Genomic DNA, 15715 nt, shown 5'->3' on the forward strand with positions numbered 1-15715 from the left:
GCAACGGGCGCCACAGACGCGCACTGACCATCGCGCGGTTTGCGATATGTCAGGAGGCTGTCAGGGCCTTCACGATACAGTAATGAAAACGGTTCTTGTTTAAGGGCCGTTGTTCTTTCTGCATCATAAGGTTCTGTATATGTCGAAGAAATTGCTGGTGCTGGCACTGGGGCTGGTGTTGTCCGGCAGCGCCCTGGCCCTCGAATATCCCATCGGCGAACCTGTCCAGAAGGCCGGCCTGGAAATCGGCGCGGTGTACCTGCAGCCCGTCGAAATGGACCCGCCGGGCATGATGCGCGCCGCCCGGGATTCCGACGTGCACCTCGAGGCCGATATCCACGCCACGGCCGACAACCCCACCGGCTTTCCCGAAGGCGAATGGGTGCCATACCTGGTGGTCCGGTACGAAATCCAGAAGTCCGGCAGCGCCAACGTGCAAAAGGGCACGTTCATGCCCATGGTGGCCAACGACGGTCCGCACTACGGCGATAACGTCAAGCTCGAAGGCCCCGGAAAGTACAAGCTCAAGTACACCATTCTGCCGCCCACGGCCGACAAAATGAGCCATTTCGGCCGCCATACCGACAAGGAAACGGGGGTCGGCCCGTGGTTCGAGCCCTTCGAGCTCGACTACGAGTTCGTATACGCCGGCACCGGCAAGAAGGGCGGATACTGATCGTGCGCCGTCGCCACGCAATGCTGGCTGTGCTGGCGCTGTGCGCCAGCCTGGGGGGCGCGCTGCCCGGCGCGGCGCGCGCCGAGCTGCCCACCTTCAGGCTCACCTTCAAGGCCGACGGCACGTTCGAGCCGTCGCGCCTGGAAGTGCCCGCGGGCCGCTTCAAGATTGAACTGGTCAACGAAAGCAACGAGCCCGTCGAGTTCGAGAGCATTCCCCTGCGCAAAGAGAAAGTCATGGGGCCCGGGGTCAGTTCGTTTGTCGTGATCACCATCTCGCGGCCCGGCGAATACCCGTTCTTCGACGACTTCCACCAGGATGTGCGCGGCACGCTCGTCGTGTTGCCCAGGAACTGACCGGCCGCTTTCATGGAACAGGTACTTTTTATCGTCTGGCGCGAAAGCGTCGAAGCGCTGCTCATTGTCGGCATCCTGTATTCGTGGTTGCGCGCCAGCCCGTCGGGGCGCCGCGGCCTGCCTTACCTGTGGGGCGGTGTCGCGTGCGGCGTGGCGCTGGCGGTGGCGTTGGCAATGGTGCTGCTTGGCGTATCCGCGTGGCTCAGCGATGAGCAGCAGGAATGGTTCCAGGCAGGCATGTCCCTGGCCGCGTGCGGGCTGGTGTTGCAGATGGTTGTGTGGATGCGCGCGCACGGGCGCACACTGAAAGGCGAATTGCAGGCCGGCGCAAGCGCCTCTGTCGAACAGGGCAACTGGTGGGGGCTGCTGGTGCTGGTCATGATCGCGGTAGCCCGCGAAGGCAGCGAAACCGTAGTGTTTCTGTACGGCAGCGTGGCGGCGGGGCAGGGGGCCGACATGGCCCTGCTGGCGCTGGCGGGGCTGGCCGGTTTTGTCGTGGCGCTGTTCACATTCTGGGTGCTGCAATTGGGCGGCCGGCTGGTTTCCTGGCGCGCATTTTTCCGCGTCACCGAAATCCTGCTGTTGCTGCTGGCCGGTGCGCTGCTGATGGGCGGCGTCGACCGGCTGATTTCCCTGGGCGTGCTGCCCACGCTCATCGACCCGGTATGGGACAGCTCGGGCCTGCTCGACGACAGCAGCGGCATCGGCAAGGTACTGGCCGACTTCGCCGGTTATCGCGCCTACCCGGCGCTGATCTCGGTGTTGTTGTGGGCGGCGTACTGGGCCTTGGCATGGACACTGCTGCGGCGCGCCGGCCATGTGCCGGCCGCATCGCTCAGGCAGGCATGATGCCGCGGCGACAAGATGGGCCGGCGCTTGTGCCGGCCCGGGTACTTGAAGGTTGATACATGGCAGCCGCACTCGGGCGTTCTGTTGCCCGCTTCGCTGATTTCCTGCGCGACCACGCTCCGTTGCTGCGCAGGCTGCAATGGGGCATCGTCTGCATCTACGCCTTTCTGCTGGTGGTGCCGCCGCTGCTGCCGCTGCCCGGCAGCACTGCATCGGTGTTCAACCACCTGACTATCGTGGCGCAGTTTGCGTTCTGGGGCGTGTGGTGGCCCTTCGTGCTGGTGTCCATTCCTTTGCTGGGCCGCGCGTGGTGCGGCTGGCTTTGCCCCGAAGGCATGCTTACCGAATGGGCCAGCGAGCGAGGCCAGGGGCGCTCGATACCCAAGTGGATGCGCTGGGGCGGCTGGCCGTTCGTGGCGTTCGGGCTTACGACGGTCTACGGGCAATTGGTCAGCGTGTATCAGTATCCGCTGGCTGTGCTGGCGGTGCTGGGCGGCTCGACCATGGCCGCCATCGTCGTGGGATGGCGCTACGGGCGCAGCAAGCGCGTCTGGTGCAAGTACCTGTGCCCGGTAAACGGTGTATTCAACCTGCTCGCCAAGCTCGCGCCCTGGCATTTCAAAGTGGACGAACAGGCATGGCGGAATCCCGTCATCCGCATCGAGCCGGTCAATTGCGCGCCGCTGGTGGCAATGCGCCACATGAAGGGGGCGGGGGATTGCCACGTATGCGGCCGCTGCAGCGGGTATCGCGGCGCGATCACCCTGACGCCGCGCTCGCCGGAACACGAAATCCTGCATGTGGCGCAGGGCGATGCCTGGCAAACCGCGCTGATCTGTTTCGGGTTGATGGGCATCGCCATGGGGGCGTTTCTCTGGAGCGCCAGCCCGTGGTTCGTGACACTCAAACAATGGGCCGCCGTGTGGCTGGTCGAGCACGACATTCTCTGGCCCCTGCTCGACAACGCCCCGTGGTTCATCCTTACCCATTACCCGGAAATGAACGACAGCTTTTCCTGGCTGGACGGCGCCTGCATCCTGGCGTTTGTGCTGGGCAGCACGCTGGCGATCGGCGCCGCGGCATGGGTGGCGGCCTGGGCCGCCGATCGTGTCGCAGGCTCTGGCGCAGCCGGGCCGCGTCAGGCCGGGCCGCGCCAGGCCGGGCTGCACCGGCTGGCGCAGGCCTATATTCCCGTAGCCGGCGTAGGCGTGTTTCTGGGGCTGTCTGCCACCACCATCACGCTGCTCGGACATGAAGGCGTGCCCACCGCATGGGCCGATCCGGCGCGCTTCACCTTGCTGGCATTGGCCGTCGCATGGTCGTTGCGGCTGGCGTGGCGGCTGCTCGCGCAGCGGAAGGCGGCCTGGCCACGGCAGCTTGCCGCATGGCTGTTGATGGCCGCCGGTCTTGCACCCTTCTGCGCCGCGTGGGTGCTGTTCTTCGCTGTCTGGTAAATAGGCGTGCGCGGTATCATCCAATTACCGCCCGACCGTCACGCGCCATTCATGAACTACGCTTTCCGCCTGCTCAATGTCTTTGCCGAAACGACTTTCGGCGGCAACCCCCTTTGTGTATTCGAAGACGCGCGCGGCCTGACAGACCAGAACATGCTCGACCTGGCGCGGCAGTTCAATCTGTCCGAAACCACCTTTGTGTTGCCCGGCGCCCAGGCAACCGCCAGGGTGCGCATCTTTACCCCTGGGTACGAAATGCGCTTCGCCGGCCATCCCACCTTGGGCACCGCACATGTTGTGCGCGGCCTGACGCGAGCCGGCGACCAGCTCACGCTCGAATTTGCGGCCGGCGTCGTGCCCGTGCGCGCGCAAGGCGACCTGTGGACCTTCACCGCGCCTGCCGGCGGCGCGCCCCGTACTGCCGCGCCGGCATTGCCGGCGGCCGAAATCGCCAGCCAATTGGGCCTGCGCGCCGACGATCTGCTGGATGCACCCCTGTGGGTGGATACGGGCGCCGACCAGTTGCTGGTGCCGCTGAAGTCGGTGCAAGCCGTGCAGCGCGCACAGCCCGACAGCAGCCAGCTGCATCGTTGGCAACCCAGCAGCCTGGGACGCAAGACGGCTTATGTGTTTGCCTTTGATGGGGGCGCGTCAGCCGCCGACGGCATGCAGGTCGTGCATGCCCGCTACTTCTTCACTAAAGACGGCGGAGGCGTCGCCGAAGATCCCGGAACAGGATCCGCGTGCGCCAATCTGGGAGGCTGGCTGTGGGCGCACGGCAAGGCGCCCGCGCGAGTGGTGGTGCACCAGGGCGACCAGATCGGCCGCCCATGCCGCCTGCGTCTGCAAGTGAGCGCCGACGGCGAGATCCAGGTGGGGGGCAATGTGATCGAATTGGGCGGGGGAACCATCCGCCTGCCCAGGGAATAGGTCGATCGGGGCCGCGCAGTTCGGGCCACGTAGGCCGCCCCGCGCAGGCCGCCCCGCGTAGGCCGCCCCGCGTTACTGCTGCTTCCTGGCCTTGGACGGATCGACCTTGATGTCGTTGCTGACCTGCTTCACCCCTTCGATGTCGCGGGCCACGCGGGCAGCCTGTTCGACTTCGGCTTCGGTGCCCACCGTGCCGGTCAGGGTAACGACGCCGTCATTGGTTTCAACGGCAATATCGAGCGCGCTGAGGGTGTCGTCGGCCACAAACGCCGCCTTCACCTTGGTGGTCACCATCGCATCCGAGGCATATTCGCCCACCGACTGCTTGGGTGCCTCTGCGTCGGCGGCAAAGGCGCCGGCGCTGAACAACACGCTGGCGCCCAAGGCGGTGGCCGTCATCAGCTTGCGCGTTCTCATGACATTCTCCTTGTGGTTGCCGGGGGCCGAAGCGAGCGCCGTCTGGCGCTCGCGCCGCCCGGTTATTTCTTCCTGAATGCGCCGCTGAAGATGGACAAGAGCGCCAGGATCAGGAATACGAAGAACAGAATCTTCGCGATGCCGGCCGCGCCGGCGGCGATACCGCCGAAACCCAGTACCGCGGCGATGATCGCAATGACGAAGAACACAACGGCGTAATAGAGCATATCGGTTCTCCTGCTTGGTTACGGTCAGCGGTTGGCGTCGAAGAAAGCGCGCACTTCTTTTTCGGCTTCTTCCTTGGTCTTGCCATAGCGTTCCTGGATCAATCCGGCCAACTGTTCCGCGTTGCCTTCGGTGCGGGTCAGTTCGTCATCGGTCAGGTCGCCCCACGCCGCCTTCGCCTTGCCAGTCAGTTGCTTCCATTTGCCTGCAACGATGTCGTTGTTCATGGTGCTGACTCCTTGGTTGTTGAGCGTGTTTCTACCCTACGAGCGCGCACCACGAGTGTCAAACACCGCTGTAGGCAAATGTAAACGCCGCCCACTTCCGTCCCGTGCGGGCGTGCGTGCACGGTTTAAGCTGGAAGCGGAGTTACAGTTGAGTAAAGTTTTGAGCCGCTTTGACGGGCAGTCGTAACCTGCGCGAAACGGGCGGGCACGCGTGGGCATGCCGGCCCCATGTGTGCCGACGAGAGCCCTGCCATCACGTCAGGCGCGGGCGGCTGCGCCTGCTATGCGCTGCTGCAGATGCGCCAGCGCAGCCTGCACCTGGTCTACCAGCACCAGGCAAAGATCGCCCGGCGACAGGCGCGCCAGCGCCGTGTCGATAGCCAGGAACTCTCCGCGCACTTCATCGACACGGCGCGTGCGCGGCGCGTGCGCGAGGCCTTGCCGCAGCAGCGCCAGCACTTCGCCGTCGGCGCGTCCGCGTTGGCACTGGTCTTCATAGAGCACCACGTCGTCGAATGCGGCGCCCAGAATCTCGGTCTGGCGGCGCAGGTCTTCGTCGCGTCGGTCGCCTGCGCCGCTTATCACTACGCTGCGCCGTGCGGCGGGCAAGGCATCTACCGCACGTACCAATGCCTGGATGGCGTCGGGGTTGTGGCCATAGTCGGCAACGATGGTGGCGCCCTGGTAGTCGAATACATTGAAGCGGCCCGGCACGGTATGGGCATCGCTGACGAACGTGGCAAGGCCACGCCGGATGGCGTCCCATTCAATACCCAGCGACCAGGCCGCGGCGATGGCCGCCATCGCATTGTCGACCTGAAAGGCGATGGCGCCGCCGCGGGTCAGCGGGATGTCGCACAGATCGATGCGGATTTCTTCTCCTCCCTGCGCGGCCACGATGGCAGCCGCGTCGCGGTACACGACCCGATGGCCTTGCGCGCGGTGCGTGCCGATAAGGGGATGTGCGGCGTCGCTGGAAAAGAACGCTACGGAACCGGGGCAGGCGCCAGCCATGTCGGCCACCATGGGGTCCGTGGCGTTGAGTACCGCCGTGCCGCCGGCATGCACGTACTGCACGATGACCCGCTTGACGACAGCCAGGTCTTCGACGGTGCTGATATAGCCCAGCCCCAGGTGGTCGCCCATTCCAAGGTTGGTCACGATAGCGACATCGCAACGGTCGAAGGCCAGGCCCTCGCGCAGTACCCCGCCGCGCGCCGTTTCGAACACCGCCGCGTCCACGCCAGGGTGCGCCAGCACGCGGCGAGCGCTGCGCGGCCCGCTGCAGTCGCCCGTGTCGATGCATTGCGCGCCGATATATACGCCATCGGAATTTGTCATCCCGACGCGTTGGCCGGCCGCCGACAGCAAGTGGGCGGCAAGCCGCACGGTGGTGGTCTTGCCGTTGGTGCCCGCGACGGCCACGACGGGAATACGCCCATCTTCGCCTTCGGCGAACATGCTGTTGATGATGGCCTCGCCCACCGCGCGGCCCTTGCCGAACGAGGGATTCAGGTGCATCCGCAGGCCGGGCGCCGCGTTGACCTCCACCACGCCCCCATGCTGCGCTTCGAGCGGCAGGTGCACCGTGGTTGCCACGATGTCGACCCCGCAGATGTCGAGCCCCACCATGCGCGCAGCCGTCACCGCGCGGGCTGCGAGTTCGGGGTGCACTTCGTCGGTCACGTCGGTGGCCGAGCCGCCCGTGCTCAGGTTGGCGTTGTGGCGTAGCGCCACCAGCGCGCCGGCCGCAGGCACCGACTCGGCGCCGTAGCCTTGCTTTTGCAATGTCGCAAGCGCGATATCGTCAAAGCGGATTTTTGTCAGCGACGTGGCGTGGCCGTCGCCGCGCAACGGGTCGGCATTGACCTTGTCCACCAGTTCCCGGATCGTGTGCCGGCCGTCGCCCGTCACCTGGGGCGGATCGCGGCGCGCTGCCGCGACCATGGCGTTGCCCACCACCAGCAAGCGGAAGTCGTGGCCGGGGATATAGCGCTCGATGATCACTTCGCTGCTGATCCCGGCCGCCGCATGGAAAGCCGCGATGACCTGCTCGCGTGTTTCGATATTGACGGCCACGCCGCGCCCCTGGCTGCCATCGCGCGGTTTCACCACCACTGGCCCGCGCAGTTCGCATGCCGCTTTCCATGCGGCGTCGGGATCGGCCACGCTGCGGCCCATCGGCACGGGCACGCCGGCCGCATCGAGCAGCATCTTGGTCAGGTCTTTGTCCTGGGCAATAGATTCGGCGATGGCGCTGGTGGCGTCGGTTTCCGCCGCCTGGATGCGACGCTGGCGGCTTCCCCATCCAAGCTGCACCATACTGCCCTGCGTCAGGCGGCGAAAGGGAATGTTGCGCGCCAGCGCCGCATTGACAATGGCGCCCGTGCTGGGCCCCAGGCGCAGGTCTTCATCTAGCTCGCGCAGCCGTGCCAGCGCTTCGGCCAGTTCGAACGGCGTGTCGACCAGCGCGGCCTGCAGCAGTTGAGCGGCCTGTTCCATGGCCAGCTTTCCCACCGCTTCTTCACTGTATTCCACCACGACCTGGAACACGCCCGGTTCCACCGTAGCGGCCGTGCGCCCGAAAGTGACCGGGCAGCCGGCGTGCGCCTGCAGCGCAAGCGCGCAGGCCTGCAATACGTGCGCAATAGACAGCGGTTCGAGCTGGCCTTCCGGACGCAGCCGGCCGATCTGCGGAAAGCGCGCCCTGAGGCGGCCTTCGAATTCGGGCAGGTGTGCATCGACGTCGCATTCGACGTCGGAGCAATGGACGATGGCTTCAATAGCGGTATTGCGGCTCCACAGATTGGGGCCGCGCAGCGCCCGGACACGGTTGAGTTCCATGGGCGAGTCTCCTGGTGCGGTGTCGCTTGTTTATTGTTGTTGGATCCAGCGCCGCACGCGATCGATCGTGGGGCCGGAATTGGCTTCGTCGGATTGCAGCAATACGAAATCGCCGGGCCGGATATGGCCAAGCACCGTGTCGATGGCGCTGGCGTGGTCGGGTTCGTCGTGCACCTGCGGCCGCCGGCCATGTTGCCCGATCCCCTGGCGCAGCAGGGCGCGGGCTTGGCCCGGCGCACGCCTGCTGGCCACCGTGACGTCGTCGTACAGCACGATGCGGTCGAAGGCGCCGGCAAGCAGCCCGCCTTGTTCGATGAGCTCGGCATCGCGGCGATCGGCGCCGGCGGCGTATACGGCGTGGCGCCGGGCAGCCGGAAACTGCGCCACCGCATCCAGCAAGGCGCGCAGTGCCGACGCATTGTGCGCGGCGTCGACCACCACCGTGGCGCCGCCCCGCTCGAACAATGTGAACTGCCACGGCGCATCGGCCTGTTCGCTGTCGAACGCCTCGATACCCGCGCGGATGATGGCTTCGGGAACATCCAGCGCCCAGGCCGCCGCTACGGCGGCCAGTACGTTTTCCACCTGGAACGCCACGCGCGCGCCATGTGTCAGGGGCACGGACGCAATATCGGCCAGCGCCGCCTCGTGGCTGCCCGCGGCCAGCACGATGGCGCCCGCCCGCAGGAAGACGGCGCGCCTGCCCTGGGCGAGCTGCGCGGCGATGGCCGGCAATGCCGGGTCTCTGCCGAAGAAGATCACCTCGCCGTCGCACAGCGGCGCCATTTCGGCCACCGCCGGATCCTGGGCGTTGAGCACGGCCACGCCGCCGGGCAGCACCACGTCTACCTGGGTGCGGAATGCATTGGCCAGGCGTTCGGTGTCCTGGATGTCGTAATCGCCCAGGTGGTCGCCCTGGCCGATGTTCGTCACCACGCCCACCTGGCAGCGGTCGTAGGGCAGTCCCTGGCCCAGGATGACGCCGCTGTCGTTTTCGATGACTGCGGCGTCGACACTGCGGTTCACCAGCAGGCGGCGTCCGCCCGCCCAATTGGCCTGGTCGCCGCCCTGCACCAGGCGTGCGCCCAGGTACAGCCCTTCGCTGCAGGCCAGGCCGGTATGCCGGCCCGACAGCGCCAGCAGCCGCGCCAGCAGCCGCGCAACCACCGTCTTGCCATTGGTGCCCGTAATGCCCACCGCCGGGATGCGGCCGTCATCGCCCTCGGGAAACAGATGGTGCACGATGGCGCGCCCGACCGGGCGCGGCGGCCCGTCGGCCGGCCTCAGGTGCATCAACAGCCCGGGTCCAGCATTTACCTCGACAATGGCGCCGGCCTGCGCCGCCAGCGGCTGGGATATGTCTTCGGCCACCAGGTCAACGCCCGCCACGTCCAGGCCCACCACGCGTGCGGCCAGCACCACGTCCGCCACCGTATCCGGGTGCACGCGGTCTGTGACGTCGAAGGCCACATTGCCATTGCGCTGGATCAGCACGCGACGGCCGTCGGCCGGGATGCTGTCGGCCTGCAGGCCCTGCCGCGTCAGTTCCAGGCGCGCCGCCGAATCCAGGCGCACGACATTGAGAGGGTGGTTTTCGGTGCGGCCCCGGCGCGGGTCGCTGTTGATCTGCAGATCGACTAGTTGTTGTACCGTATGGCGGCCATCGCCGGTGATCCATGCCGGCTCGCCCGCGGCCGCCGCGACCATCCGGTCGCCCACCACCAGCAGGCGGTGCTCGTTGCCGGGCACGAAGCGTTCCACCAGCACGCCGCTGCCTTCCTGCACCGCAACCTCGTAGGCGGCCAGCACTTCGGCTTGCGTGGCCAGGTTGGTGAACACGCCGCGGCCGTGGTTGCCGTCGCGGGGCTTTACGACCACGGGCAGGCCGATGTCCTGTGCGGCCTGCCAGGCATCCGCCGGGCTGTCGACATCCCGCCCTTGCGGGACGGGCACGCCGCAGTCCGACAGCAGGGCCTTGGTCAGCTCCTTGTCGCGCGATATGCCTTCGGCGATGGCGCTGGTGCTGTCGGTTTCCGCTGTCCAGATACGCCGCTGGCGCGAGCCGTATCCCAGCTGCACTAGATTGCCCTCGAAGAGGCGGATGCACGGAATATCGCGGTCGTCGGCGGCGTCGACAATGCACGCGGTGCTGGGCCCCAGGCAATGCGTGTCGGCCACTTCGCGCAGGCGGGCGACGGCGCGTTCTACGTCATAGGGGCGATCCTGGATGGCGGCCAGCACCAGCTCGCGGCCATGTTCCAGCGCGGCGCGCGCCACGTGTTCTTCCCAGGCCCGCACCACCACCTTGTAGACGCCGCGCTCCGAGGTTTCGCGGGCCTTGCCGAAACCGCCTGGCAGGCCGGCCAGCGTCTGCAGTTCGAGCGTCACGTGTTCAAGGATGTGGCCGGGCCAGGTGCCCTCGCGCAGGCGCTGCAGAAAGCCGCCCCGCACGCCAGGGCTGCACCGGTGTTCGATCAGGCCCGGCAGCCAGGACGACAGCCTTTCGTACAACCCCGCAATGGTGTTGGACGGGTAGTCTTCAAGCGCGCCGATATCGACCCAGGCTTCGAGCACCGGCCGGTACGTCCAAATGTTCGGGCCGCGCAAAGCCACGACATCGCGAAATACAATGTCTTTGTCTCTCATGTTTTAGTTAGTGTTTGCGCGACGGCAGACAGGAAGCCCCGGGGAAAGAGCGGACGGGGATGTCGTGCGGGAAGCAGGGCCGAAGCGTGGGTCGGTTGGTATTCCTAGTATGGAAATGGGGTGTACCGGCTGCTACTATACGCCGCCTTTACACGCCAACAAACTTGCGCTGTTGTAAGGAAGGGACACGTTCGGCAGAGCCGACAACTCGGTCATGGCGGATCGCCATCCATGCAAAAAAAACCGCTTCAATCCGGCTGTTGCGCGCCGGGCCGGGTCGTCCCTCATGACGCGCTGCAAGCCCGCCTTGCGCCCGGAGAAACCGTGCTGGCGCGCCTGGAAACCGACCTGGACGAGCGCCTGGCGTTCCGCCCCGGGCTGGTGGCGCTTACCGGCAGCCGTATCCTCGCTTGGTCGGCCGACGACGGCGTGTGGCGCGATTGGCCGTGCGCCAGCGGCTTGCGCCTGCAGCTGCACGACCATGCGGGCGCCGCGACGCTCGAACTCTTCCAGGGCGCGGTCCGGTTGGCGGCCTGGCGGTTTACCCTGGCGCGCAACCCCGCCGCCTTGCGGTTGCTGGCCGCATTCGACGCGCTGCAGGCGGGTGGCGCGGGCGATGCACCCGCCTGTCCGGATTGCCATTTGCCGCTGCCGCCGGGGCAGGACGAATGCCCGGCCTGCACCCGGGAACCGGCGCAGCCTCCGTCGGGCTGGGCGCTGCTGCGGCTATGGCGTTTCGCCCGGCCATACCGGGGTACGTTGGCCGCCGGCTTCCTGCTGACCATCCTGGCCACCGCCGCCACATTGGTGCCGCCGTATCTGACGATGCCCTTGATGGACAGGGTGCTCATCCCGTTCCAGAACGGTGCGCCCATCGACTACGCGCTGGTGCGCCTGCTCCTGGCGGGGCTGCTGGCTTCGGCCGCCCTGGCATGGGCGCTGGGATGGGCGCGCACGTATATCCTGGCGTGGGTCAGCGAACGCATCGGCGCCGACTTGCGCACCACGACCTACGAGCACCTGCAGCAGTTGTCGCTGCAGTACTTCGGCGGAAAGCGCACCGGCGACCTGATGTCGCGCATCGGCAGCGAAACCGACCGCATATGTATTTTTCTGTCGGTGCACCTGCTCGATTTCGCCACCGATGTGCTGGTGATCGCGATGACGGCCGCGATACTCGTGTCGATCAATCCCTGGCTGGCCTTGGCCACGCTGGCGCCGCTGCCGGCCATTGTATGGATGATCCATGCCGTGCGTGACCGCCTGCGCCACGGCTTCGAAAAGGTCGACCGCATCTGGGCCGAGATCACCAACGTACTGGCCGACACGATACCCGGCATACGGGTGGTGAAGGCGTTCGCCCAGGAAAAGCGCGAGGTGCAGCGCTTTCGCGCAGCCAACCAGCGCAATCTTGAAGTCAACGACCGCGTCAACAGCCTGTGGTCGCTGTTCTCGCCCACGGTTACGCTGCTGACCGAAATCGGCTTGCTGGTGGTGTGGGTGTTCGGCATCTGGCAGGTGGCCAACCGGCAGATCACCGTGGGCGTGCTGGCTGCCTTCCTGGCCTATATCGGGCGCTTTTATACGCGCCTGGATTCCATGAGCCGCATTGTGTCTGTCACCCAGAAGGCGGCTGCCGGGGCCAAGCGCATCTTCGATATCCTGGATCATGTGTCCAGTGTGCCGGAGCCTGTCGTACCGACGAGCCTGGGCCGGGTGCAGGGCCGCATAGAACTGCGCCGCGTGGGCTTTCGCTACGGCAATCGGGCGGTCATTCATGGCCTGGATCTGTCGATAGCGCCAGGCGAAATGATAGGCCTGGCGGGGCATAGCGGGTCGGGCAAGAGCACGCTCATCAACCTGATCTGCCGTTTCTACGATGTGTCCGAAGGCGCCATCCTGGTCGACGGAACCGACATCCGCAGTCTGCGTATCGCCGACTACCGGCGCAACATCGGACTCGTGCTGCAGGAACCCTTCCTGTTCTTCGGCACGATCGCGGAAAACATCGCGTACGGGCGGCCCGACGCCACGCGCGCCGAGATCGTGGCTGCCGCGCGCGCGGCGCACGCCCACGAGTTCATCCTGCGCTTGCCGCATGGCTACGATTCGCTGGTGGGCGAGCGCGGCCAGGCGCTGTCGGGCGGAGAACGCCAGCGGATCTCCATCGCGCGAGCCCTGCTTATCGATCCGCGCATCCTGATACTGGACGAGGCCACCTCGTCGGTAGACACCGCAACCGAGAAAGAAATCCAGAAAGCGCTGGACAATCTCGTGCGCGGGCGCACCACCATTGCCATCGCGCACCGCCTCAGCACGTTGCGCAAGGCCGACCGCCTGGTCGTGCTCGACCACGGCCGGGTGGTCGAGCAGGGCCGTCACGAAACACTGATGGCCAGGCAGGGCGCATACTATCGCCTGTACCAGGCCCAGGCGCGCGGCGAGGCCGGGCTGCACGACGAGGCCGGCGAAGATGACCGCGCCACGCTCGCGCACTGAGCCGCAGCGGAATCCGTCATGACTTATCCCGCATTCGAGCTGTATCGCAACGAACAAGGCCGCCTGGTCTATGTGGCGGCGCACGGCCGGCCGCACGAGGGCGTGCAGGTGGTTCGTGCATTTCCGATCAGCGCGCCCGGCGATGGGGTATCCATCCTGGACGCCCAGGGGCATGAACTGCTGTGGCTCGACCGTCCAGGCGACTTGCCATCCGACACGCTGCGGCAAATCGAAGACGCGCTCGCCGGCCGCGAGTTCATGCCGGAAATCCGGCGCATCGATGCGGTGTCACGGGCGGCCACGCCCACCGTGTGGCAGGTCCGCACCGACCGCGGGCCCACCGAATTCACGCTGAAGGGCGAAGAAGACATACGGCGCCTGGCCGGCAACGCATTGCTGATTGCCGACAGTCATGGCATTCACTATCTGGTGCGCGACGTCGCGGCGCTCGACCGGCACAGCCGCCGGCTGCTGGATCACTTCTTGTAGGAGCGCCGGAACGGCGTATGGGCTTCCAGTTCGCCCATATAGCTGTTTATCGCAGCGCTCTCGCGCTCCAGGAAGTCCTCGACCGCCGCGGCGAACCGGGCATCGGCGATCCAGTGCGCCGACCAGGTGGGGGCGGGCAGCAGGCCGCGCGCCATCTTGTGTTCACCTTGTGCGCCGCCTTCGAAGCAGGCCAGCCGTTCTTCAATGCAGTAGGCGATGGACTGCGCGTAGCAAGTCTCGAAATGCAGGCCCGGCACGAACTCCAGCGCGCCCCAATACCGGCCGTACAGCGTGTCGCCGCCTTGCATGTTCAACGCCGCGGCAATGGGCGCGCCGTCGCGCATGGCGACAATCAGCACCAGGGCGTGCGGCAGCCGTGCCCGCAGCCGCTGGAAGAAAGCCTGGCTCAGATACGGCGGATTGCCGTGGGTGAAGTATGTGTGGCAATAGCACCGATAAAAGAATGCCAGCATGTCATCGTCGATCTGCGCGCCGCGCAGCCACCGGAAAGTCACGCCGGCATTGCGGACTTTCTTGCTGTCCTGGCGGATCTTCTTGCGCTTATCGTGGTTCAGCGCCGCGAGAAACTCGTCCAGGTGCGCATAGCCGGCGTTGCGCCAATGGAACTGCACGCCCTCGCGCACCATGTAGCCGGCCTTGCGCAATGCTTGCAGGTCGTCATCGTCGGGAAACAACACGTGCAGCGAAGATACCTGCAGGCCCTGTGCCAGTTCGATAAGGCCGCGCGCGAGTTCCAGGCGGTCCTGTGCGTTGCCGGCCAGCAGGCGCGGCCCGGCAACGGGGGTGAAGGGCACTGCGGCCAGCAGCTTGGGGTAATACCGCAGCCCGTGGCGCTCGAATGCATCGGCCCACGCATAATCAAAAACATACTCGCCGCGCGAGTGCGTTTTAAGATATAGCGGCGCAGCGCCGGCCAGCCGGCCGTCGCGTCGCAATACCAGATAGTACGGAGTCCAGCCCGTGGATGGCGCCGCGCAACCCGTGTCATGCAGGGCCGACAGGAACTCATGGCGTAAAAACGGCTGCGTGCCTGCCAAGGCATTCCATTGCTGCGCATCCACATGGGCCAACGAGGTTTCGATACCAAGACGGGCAGAAGAGCTCATGGCGCAATGATAAAGTGTAGGGCGGCGCAGCGCTCGCGCCGCCGCTGGACACCTTGCCTGCATGACCGCCCCGACTCCTTCCGATTCGCTCCGCCACCTGGCCCTGGCCGCTCTGGCCGAACGCAGTTGGCCCGCCAAGCTGGCTGCCGTGCGCGCCATCGGCGACGCCGCGCATGTCGATCCCGCCGCATGCCTCGACGCGCCGCCCGCGCTGCCCGGCCGGCCGGATATGCCGCCGTTGGTGCCGCCCTCGCAGGTCAGGCAAAGGTCGGTCCAATCCGTCGAAGGCCGGGCTGCCCTGCTGCACGCCCTGGCGCATATCGAATTCAACGCGATCAACCTCGCCCTGGATGCCGTCTGGCGCTACACCGCCATGCCAGCGGAGTTCTACCTGGACTGGCTGCGCGTGGCGCGCGAAGAAGCCTATCACTTCGAATTGCTCAACGATCACCTGGGTTCGCTGGGCTACGCCTATGGCGACTTCCCGGCCCATAACGGGCTATGGGAAATGGCAGAAAAAACGTGCGACGATCTGCTGGCGCGGCTGGCCCTGGTGCCGCGCACGCTCGAAGCGCGCGGCCTGGACGCTTCGCCGCTGATTCGCGACAAGCTGGCCGGCGCCGGCGATGCGGCCGGCGCCGCCATTCTTGAAATCATCCTGCGCGACGAGATCGGCCACGTTGCCATCGGCAACCGGTGGTATCGGCACCTGTGCGCGCAACGCCAGCTCGATCCGCTGGCGTGCTACGCCGAAATGGCCGAACGCTACGGCGCGCCCCGGTTGCGCGGCCCCTTCAACCTTGCGGCGCGGCGGCAGGCGGGATTCGACGAGGCCGAGTTGCAGGCGCTGCAGCAGGGCTAGCGCGCGTTACAGCACGATACTTACGCGCAGGCGCCGCGAATCTTTGCGGTATGCGCCTGCCTTAGAATCGTGCCCATGACACGTCGATACTGTTCCGCGCTTTGCCTTTCCGTC

General features: G+C 66.3%; 14 protein-coding genes. 8 read left to right on the forward strand and 6 right to left on the reverse strand.

Annotated features, from left to right (window positions below; translation table 11 throughout):
* Window positions 1-139 precede the first annotated feature (139 nt).
* The 5 genes from CAL19_RS05330 to CAL19_RS05350 are packed head-to-tail and all read left to right on the forward strand — an operon-like array spanning window position 140 to window position 4265.
* Complete coding sequence (locus tag CAL19_RS05330; protein WP_026640461.1) at window positions 140-676, forward strand: iron transporter; 537 nt, start codon at window positions 140-142, stop codon at window positions 674-676.
* A 20-nt stretch (window positions 677-696) separates the two neighbouring features.
* The gene (locus CAL19_RS05335) at window positions 697-1032 is read left to right on the forward strand and encodes a cupredoxin domain-containing protein (RefSeq protein WP_094796193.1); all 336 of its coding nucleotides are present in this window, start codon (window positions 697-699) and stop codon (window positions 1030-1032) included.
* A gap of 12 nt (window positions 1033-1044) precedes the next feature.
* Window positions 1045-1881, forward strand: coding sequence for an FTR1 family iron permease (locus tag CAL19_RS05340; RefSeq protein WP_094796194.1), 837 nt, complete (start codon window positions 1045-1047; stop codon window positions 1879-1881).
* 59 nt (window positions 1882-1940) lie between these two features.
* Window positions 1941-3335, forward strand: coding sequence for a 4Fe-4S binding protein (locus CAL19_RS05345; protein WP_094796195.1), 1395 nt, complete (start codon window positions 1941-1943; stop codon window positions 3333-3335).
* Between the two features lie 51 nt (window positions 3336-3386).
* Complete coding sequence (locus CAL19_RS05350; RefSeq protein ID WP_094796196.1) at window positions 3387-4265, forward strand: PhzF family phenazine biosynthesis protein; 879 nt, start codon at window positions 3387-3389, stop codon at window positions 4263-4265.
* A 72-nt stretch (window positions 4266-4337) separates the two neighbouring features.
* On the opposite strand, the gene CAL19_RS05355 is transcribed toward CAL19_RS05350, so the two are convergent.
* From CAL19_RS05355 to cphA (CAL19_RS05375), 5 genes are all read right to left on the reverse strand, one after another.
* Window positions 4338-4682, reverse strand: a complete 345-nt coding sequence (locus CAL19_RS05355) for a BON domain-containing protein (protein WP_026640466.1) — start codon at window positions 4680-4682, stop codon at window positions 4338-4340.
* Window positions 4683-4744: 62 nt separating this feature from the next.
* Window positions 4745-4909, reverse strand: coding sequence for a DUF1328 domain-containing protein (locus CAL19_RS05360; RefSeq protein ID WP_026640467.1), 165 nt, complete (start codon window positions 4907-4909; stop codon window positions 4745-4747).
* A 24-nt stretch (window positions 4910-4933) separates the two neighbouring features.
* Complete coding sequence (locus CAL19_RS05365; protein WP_012248781.1) at window positions 4934-5134, reverse strand: CsbD family protein; 201 nt, start codon at window positions 5132-5134, stop codon at window positions 4934-4936.
* A 258-nt stretch (window positions 5135-5392) separates the two neighbouring features.
* A complete protein-coding gene (cphA, locus tag CAL19_RS05370; protein WP_094796197.1) occupies window positions 5393-7978 on the reverse strand; it encodes a cyanophycin synthetase in 2586 nt (861 codons plus the stop codon).
* Window positions 7979-8008: 30 nt separating this feature from the next.
* Window positions 8009-10624 (reverse strand): cyanophycin synthetase, encoded by a 2616-nt coding sequence (cphA, locus tag CAL19_RS05375; protein WP_094796198.1) that lies wholly within the window; start codon window positions 10622-10624, stop codon window positions 8009-8011.
* 231 nt (window positions 10625-10855) lie between these two features.
* On the opposite strand from cphA (CAL19_RS05375), the gene CAL19_RS05380 reads away from it, so the two are divergent.
* Both CAL19_RS05380 and CAL19_RS05385 read left to right on the forward strand, forming a co-directional pair.
* Window positions 10856-13123: an ABC transporter ATP-binding protein gene (locus CAL19_RS05380; protein ID WP_094796199.1), complete on the forward strand. Its 2268-nt coding sequence runs from the start codon at window positions 10856-10858 to the stop codon at window positions 13121-13123.
* Between the two features lie 18 nt (window positions 13124-13141).
* On the forward strand, window positions 13142-13612 hold the full coding sequence (locus CAL19_RS05385; RefSeq protein ID WP_094796200.1) for a DUF1854 domain-containing protein: 471 nt from the start codon (window positions 13142-13144) through the stop codon (window positions 13610-13612).
* Here CAL19_RS05385 and CAL19_RS05390 read toward each other — a convergent pair.
* Entirely contained in the window at window positions 13600-14739 is a 1140-nt protein-coding gene (locus tag CAL19_RS05390; protein ID WP_094796201.1) for a GNAT family N-acetyltransferase, read from the reverse strand. The genes CAL19_RS05385 and CAL19_RS05390 overlap by 13 nt on opposite strands.
* Window positions 14740-14800: 61 nt before the next feature.
* Here CAL19_RS05390 and CAL19_RS05395 point away from each other — a divergent pair, with 61 nt between their 5' ends.
* Window positions 14801-15601 (forward strand): ferritin-like domain-containing protein, encoded by an 801-nt coding sequence (locus CAL19_RS05395; RefSeq protein WP_026640473.1) that lies wholly within the window; start codon window positions 14801-14803, stop codon window positions 15599-15601.
* The last annotated feature ends 114 nt before the right edge of the window (window positions 15602-15715 follow it).

This window comes from Bordetella genomosp. 7 (genome assembly GCF_002261265.1).
Taxonomy (GTDB): Bacteria; Pseudomonadota; Gammaproteobacteria; order Burkholderiales; family Burkholderiaceae_B; genus Bordetella_A.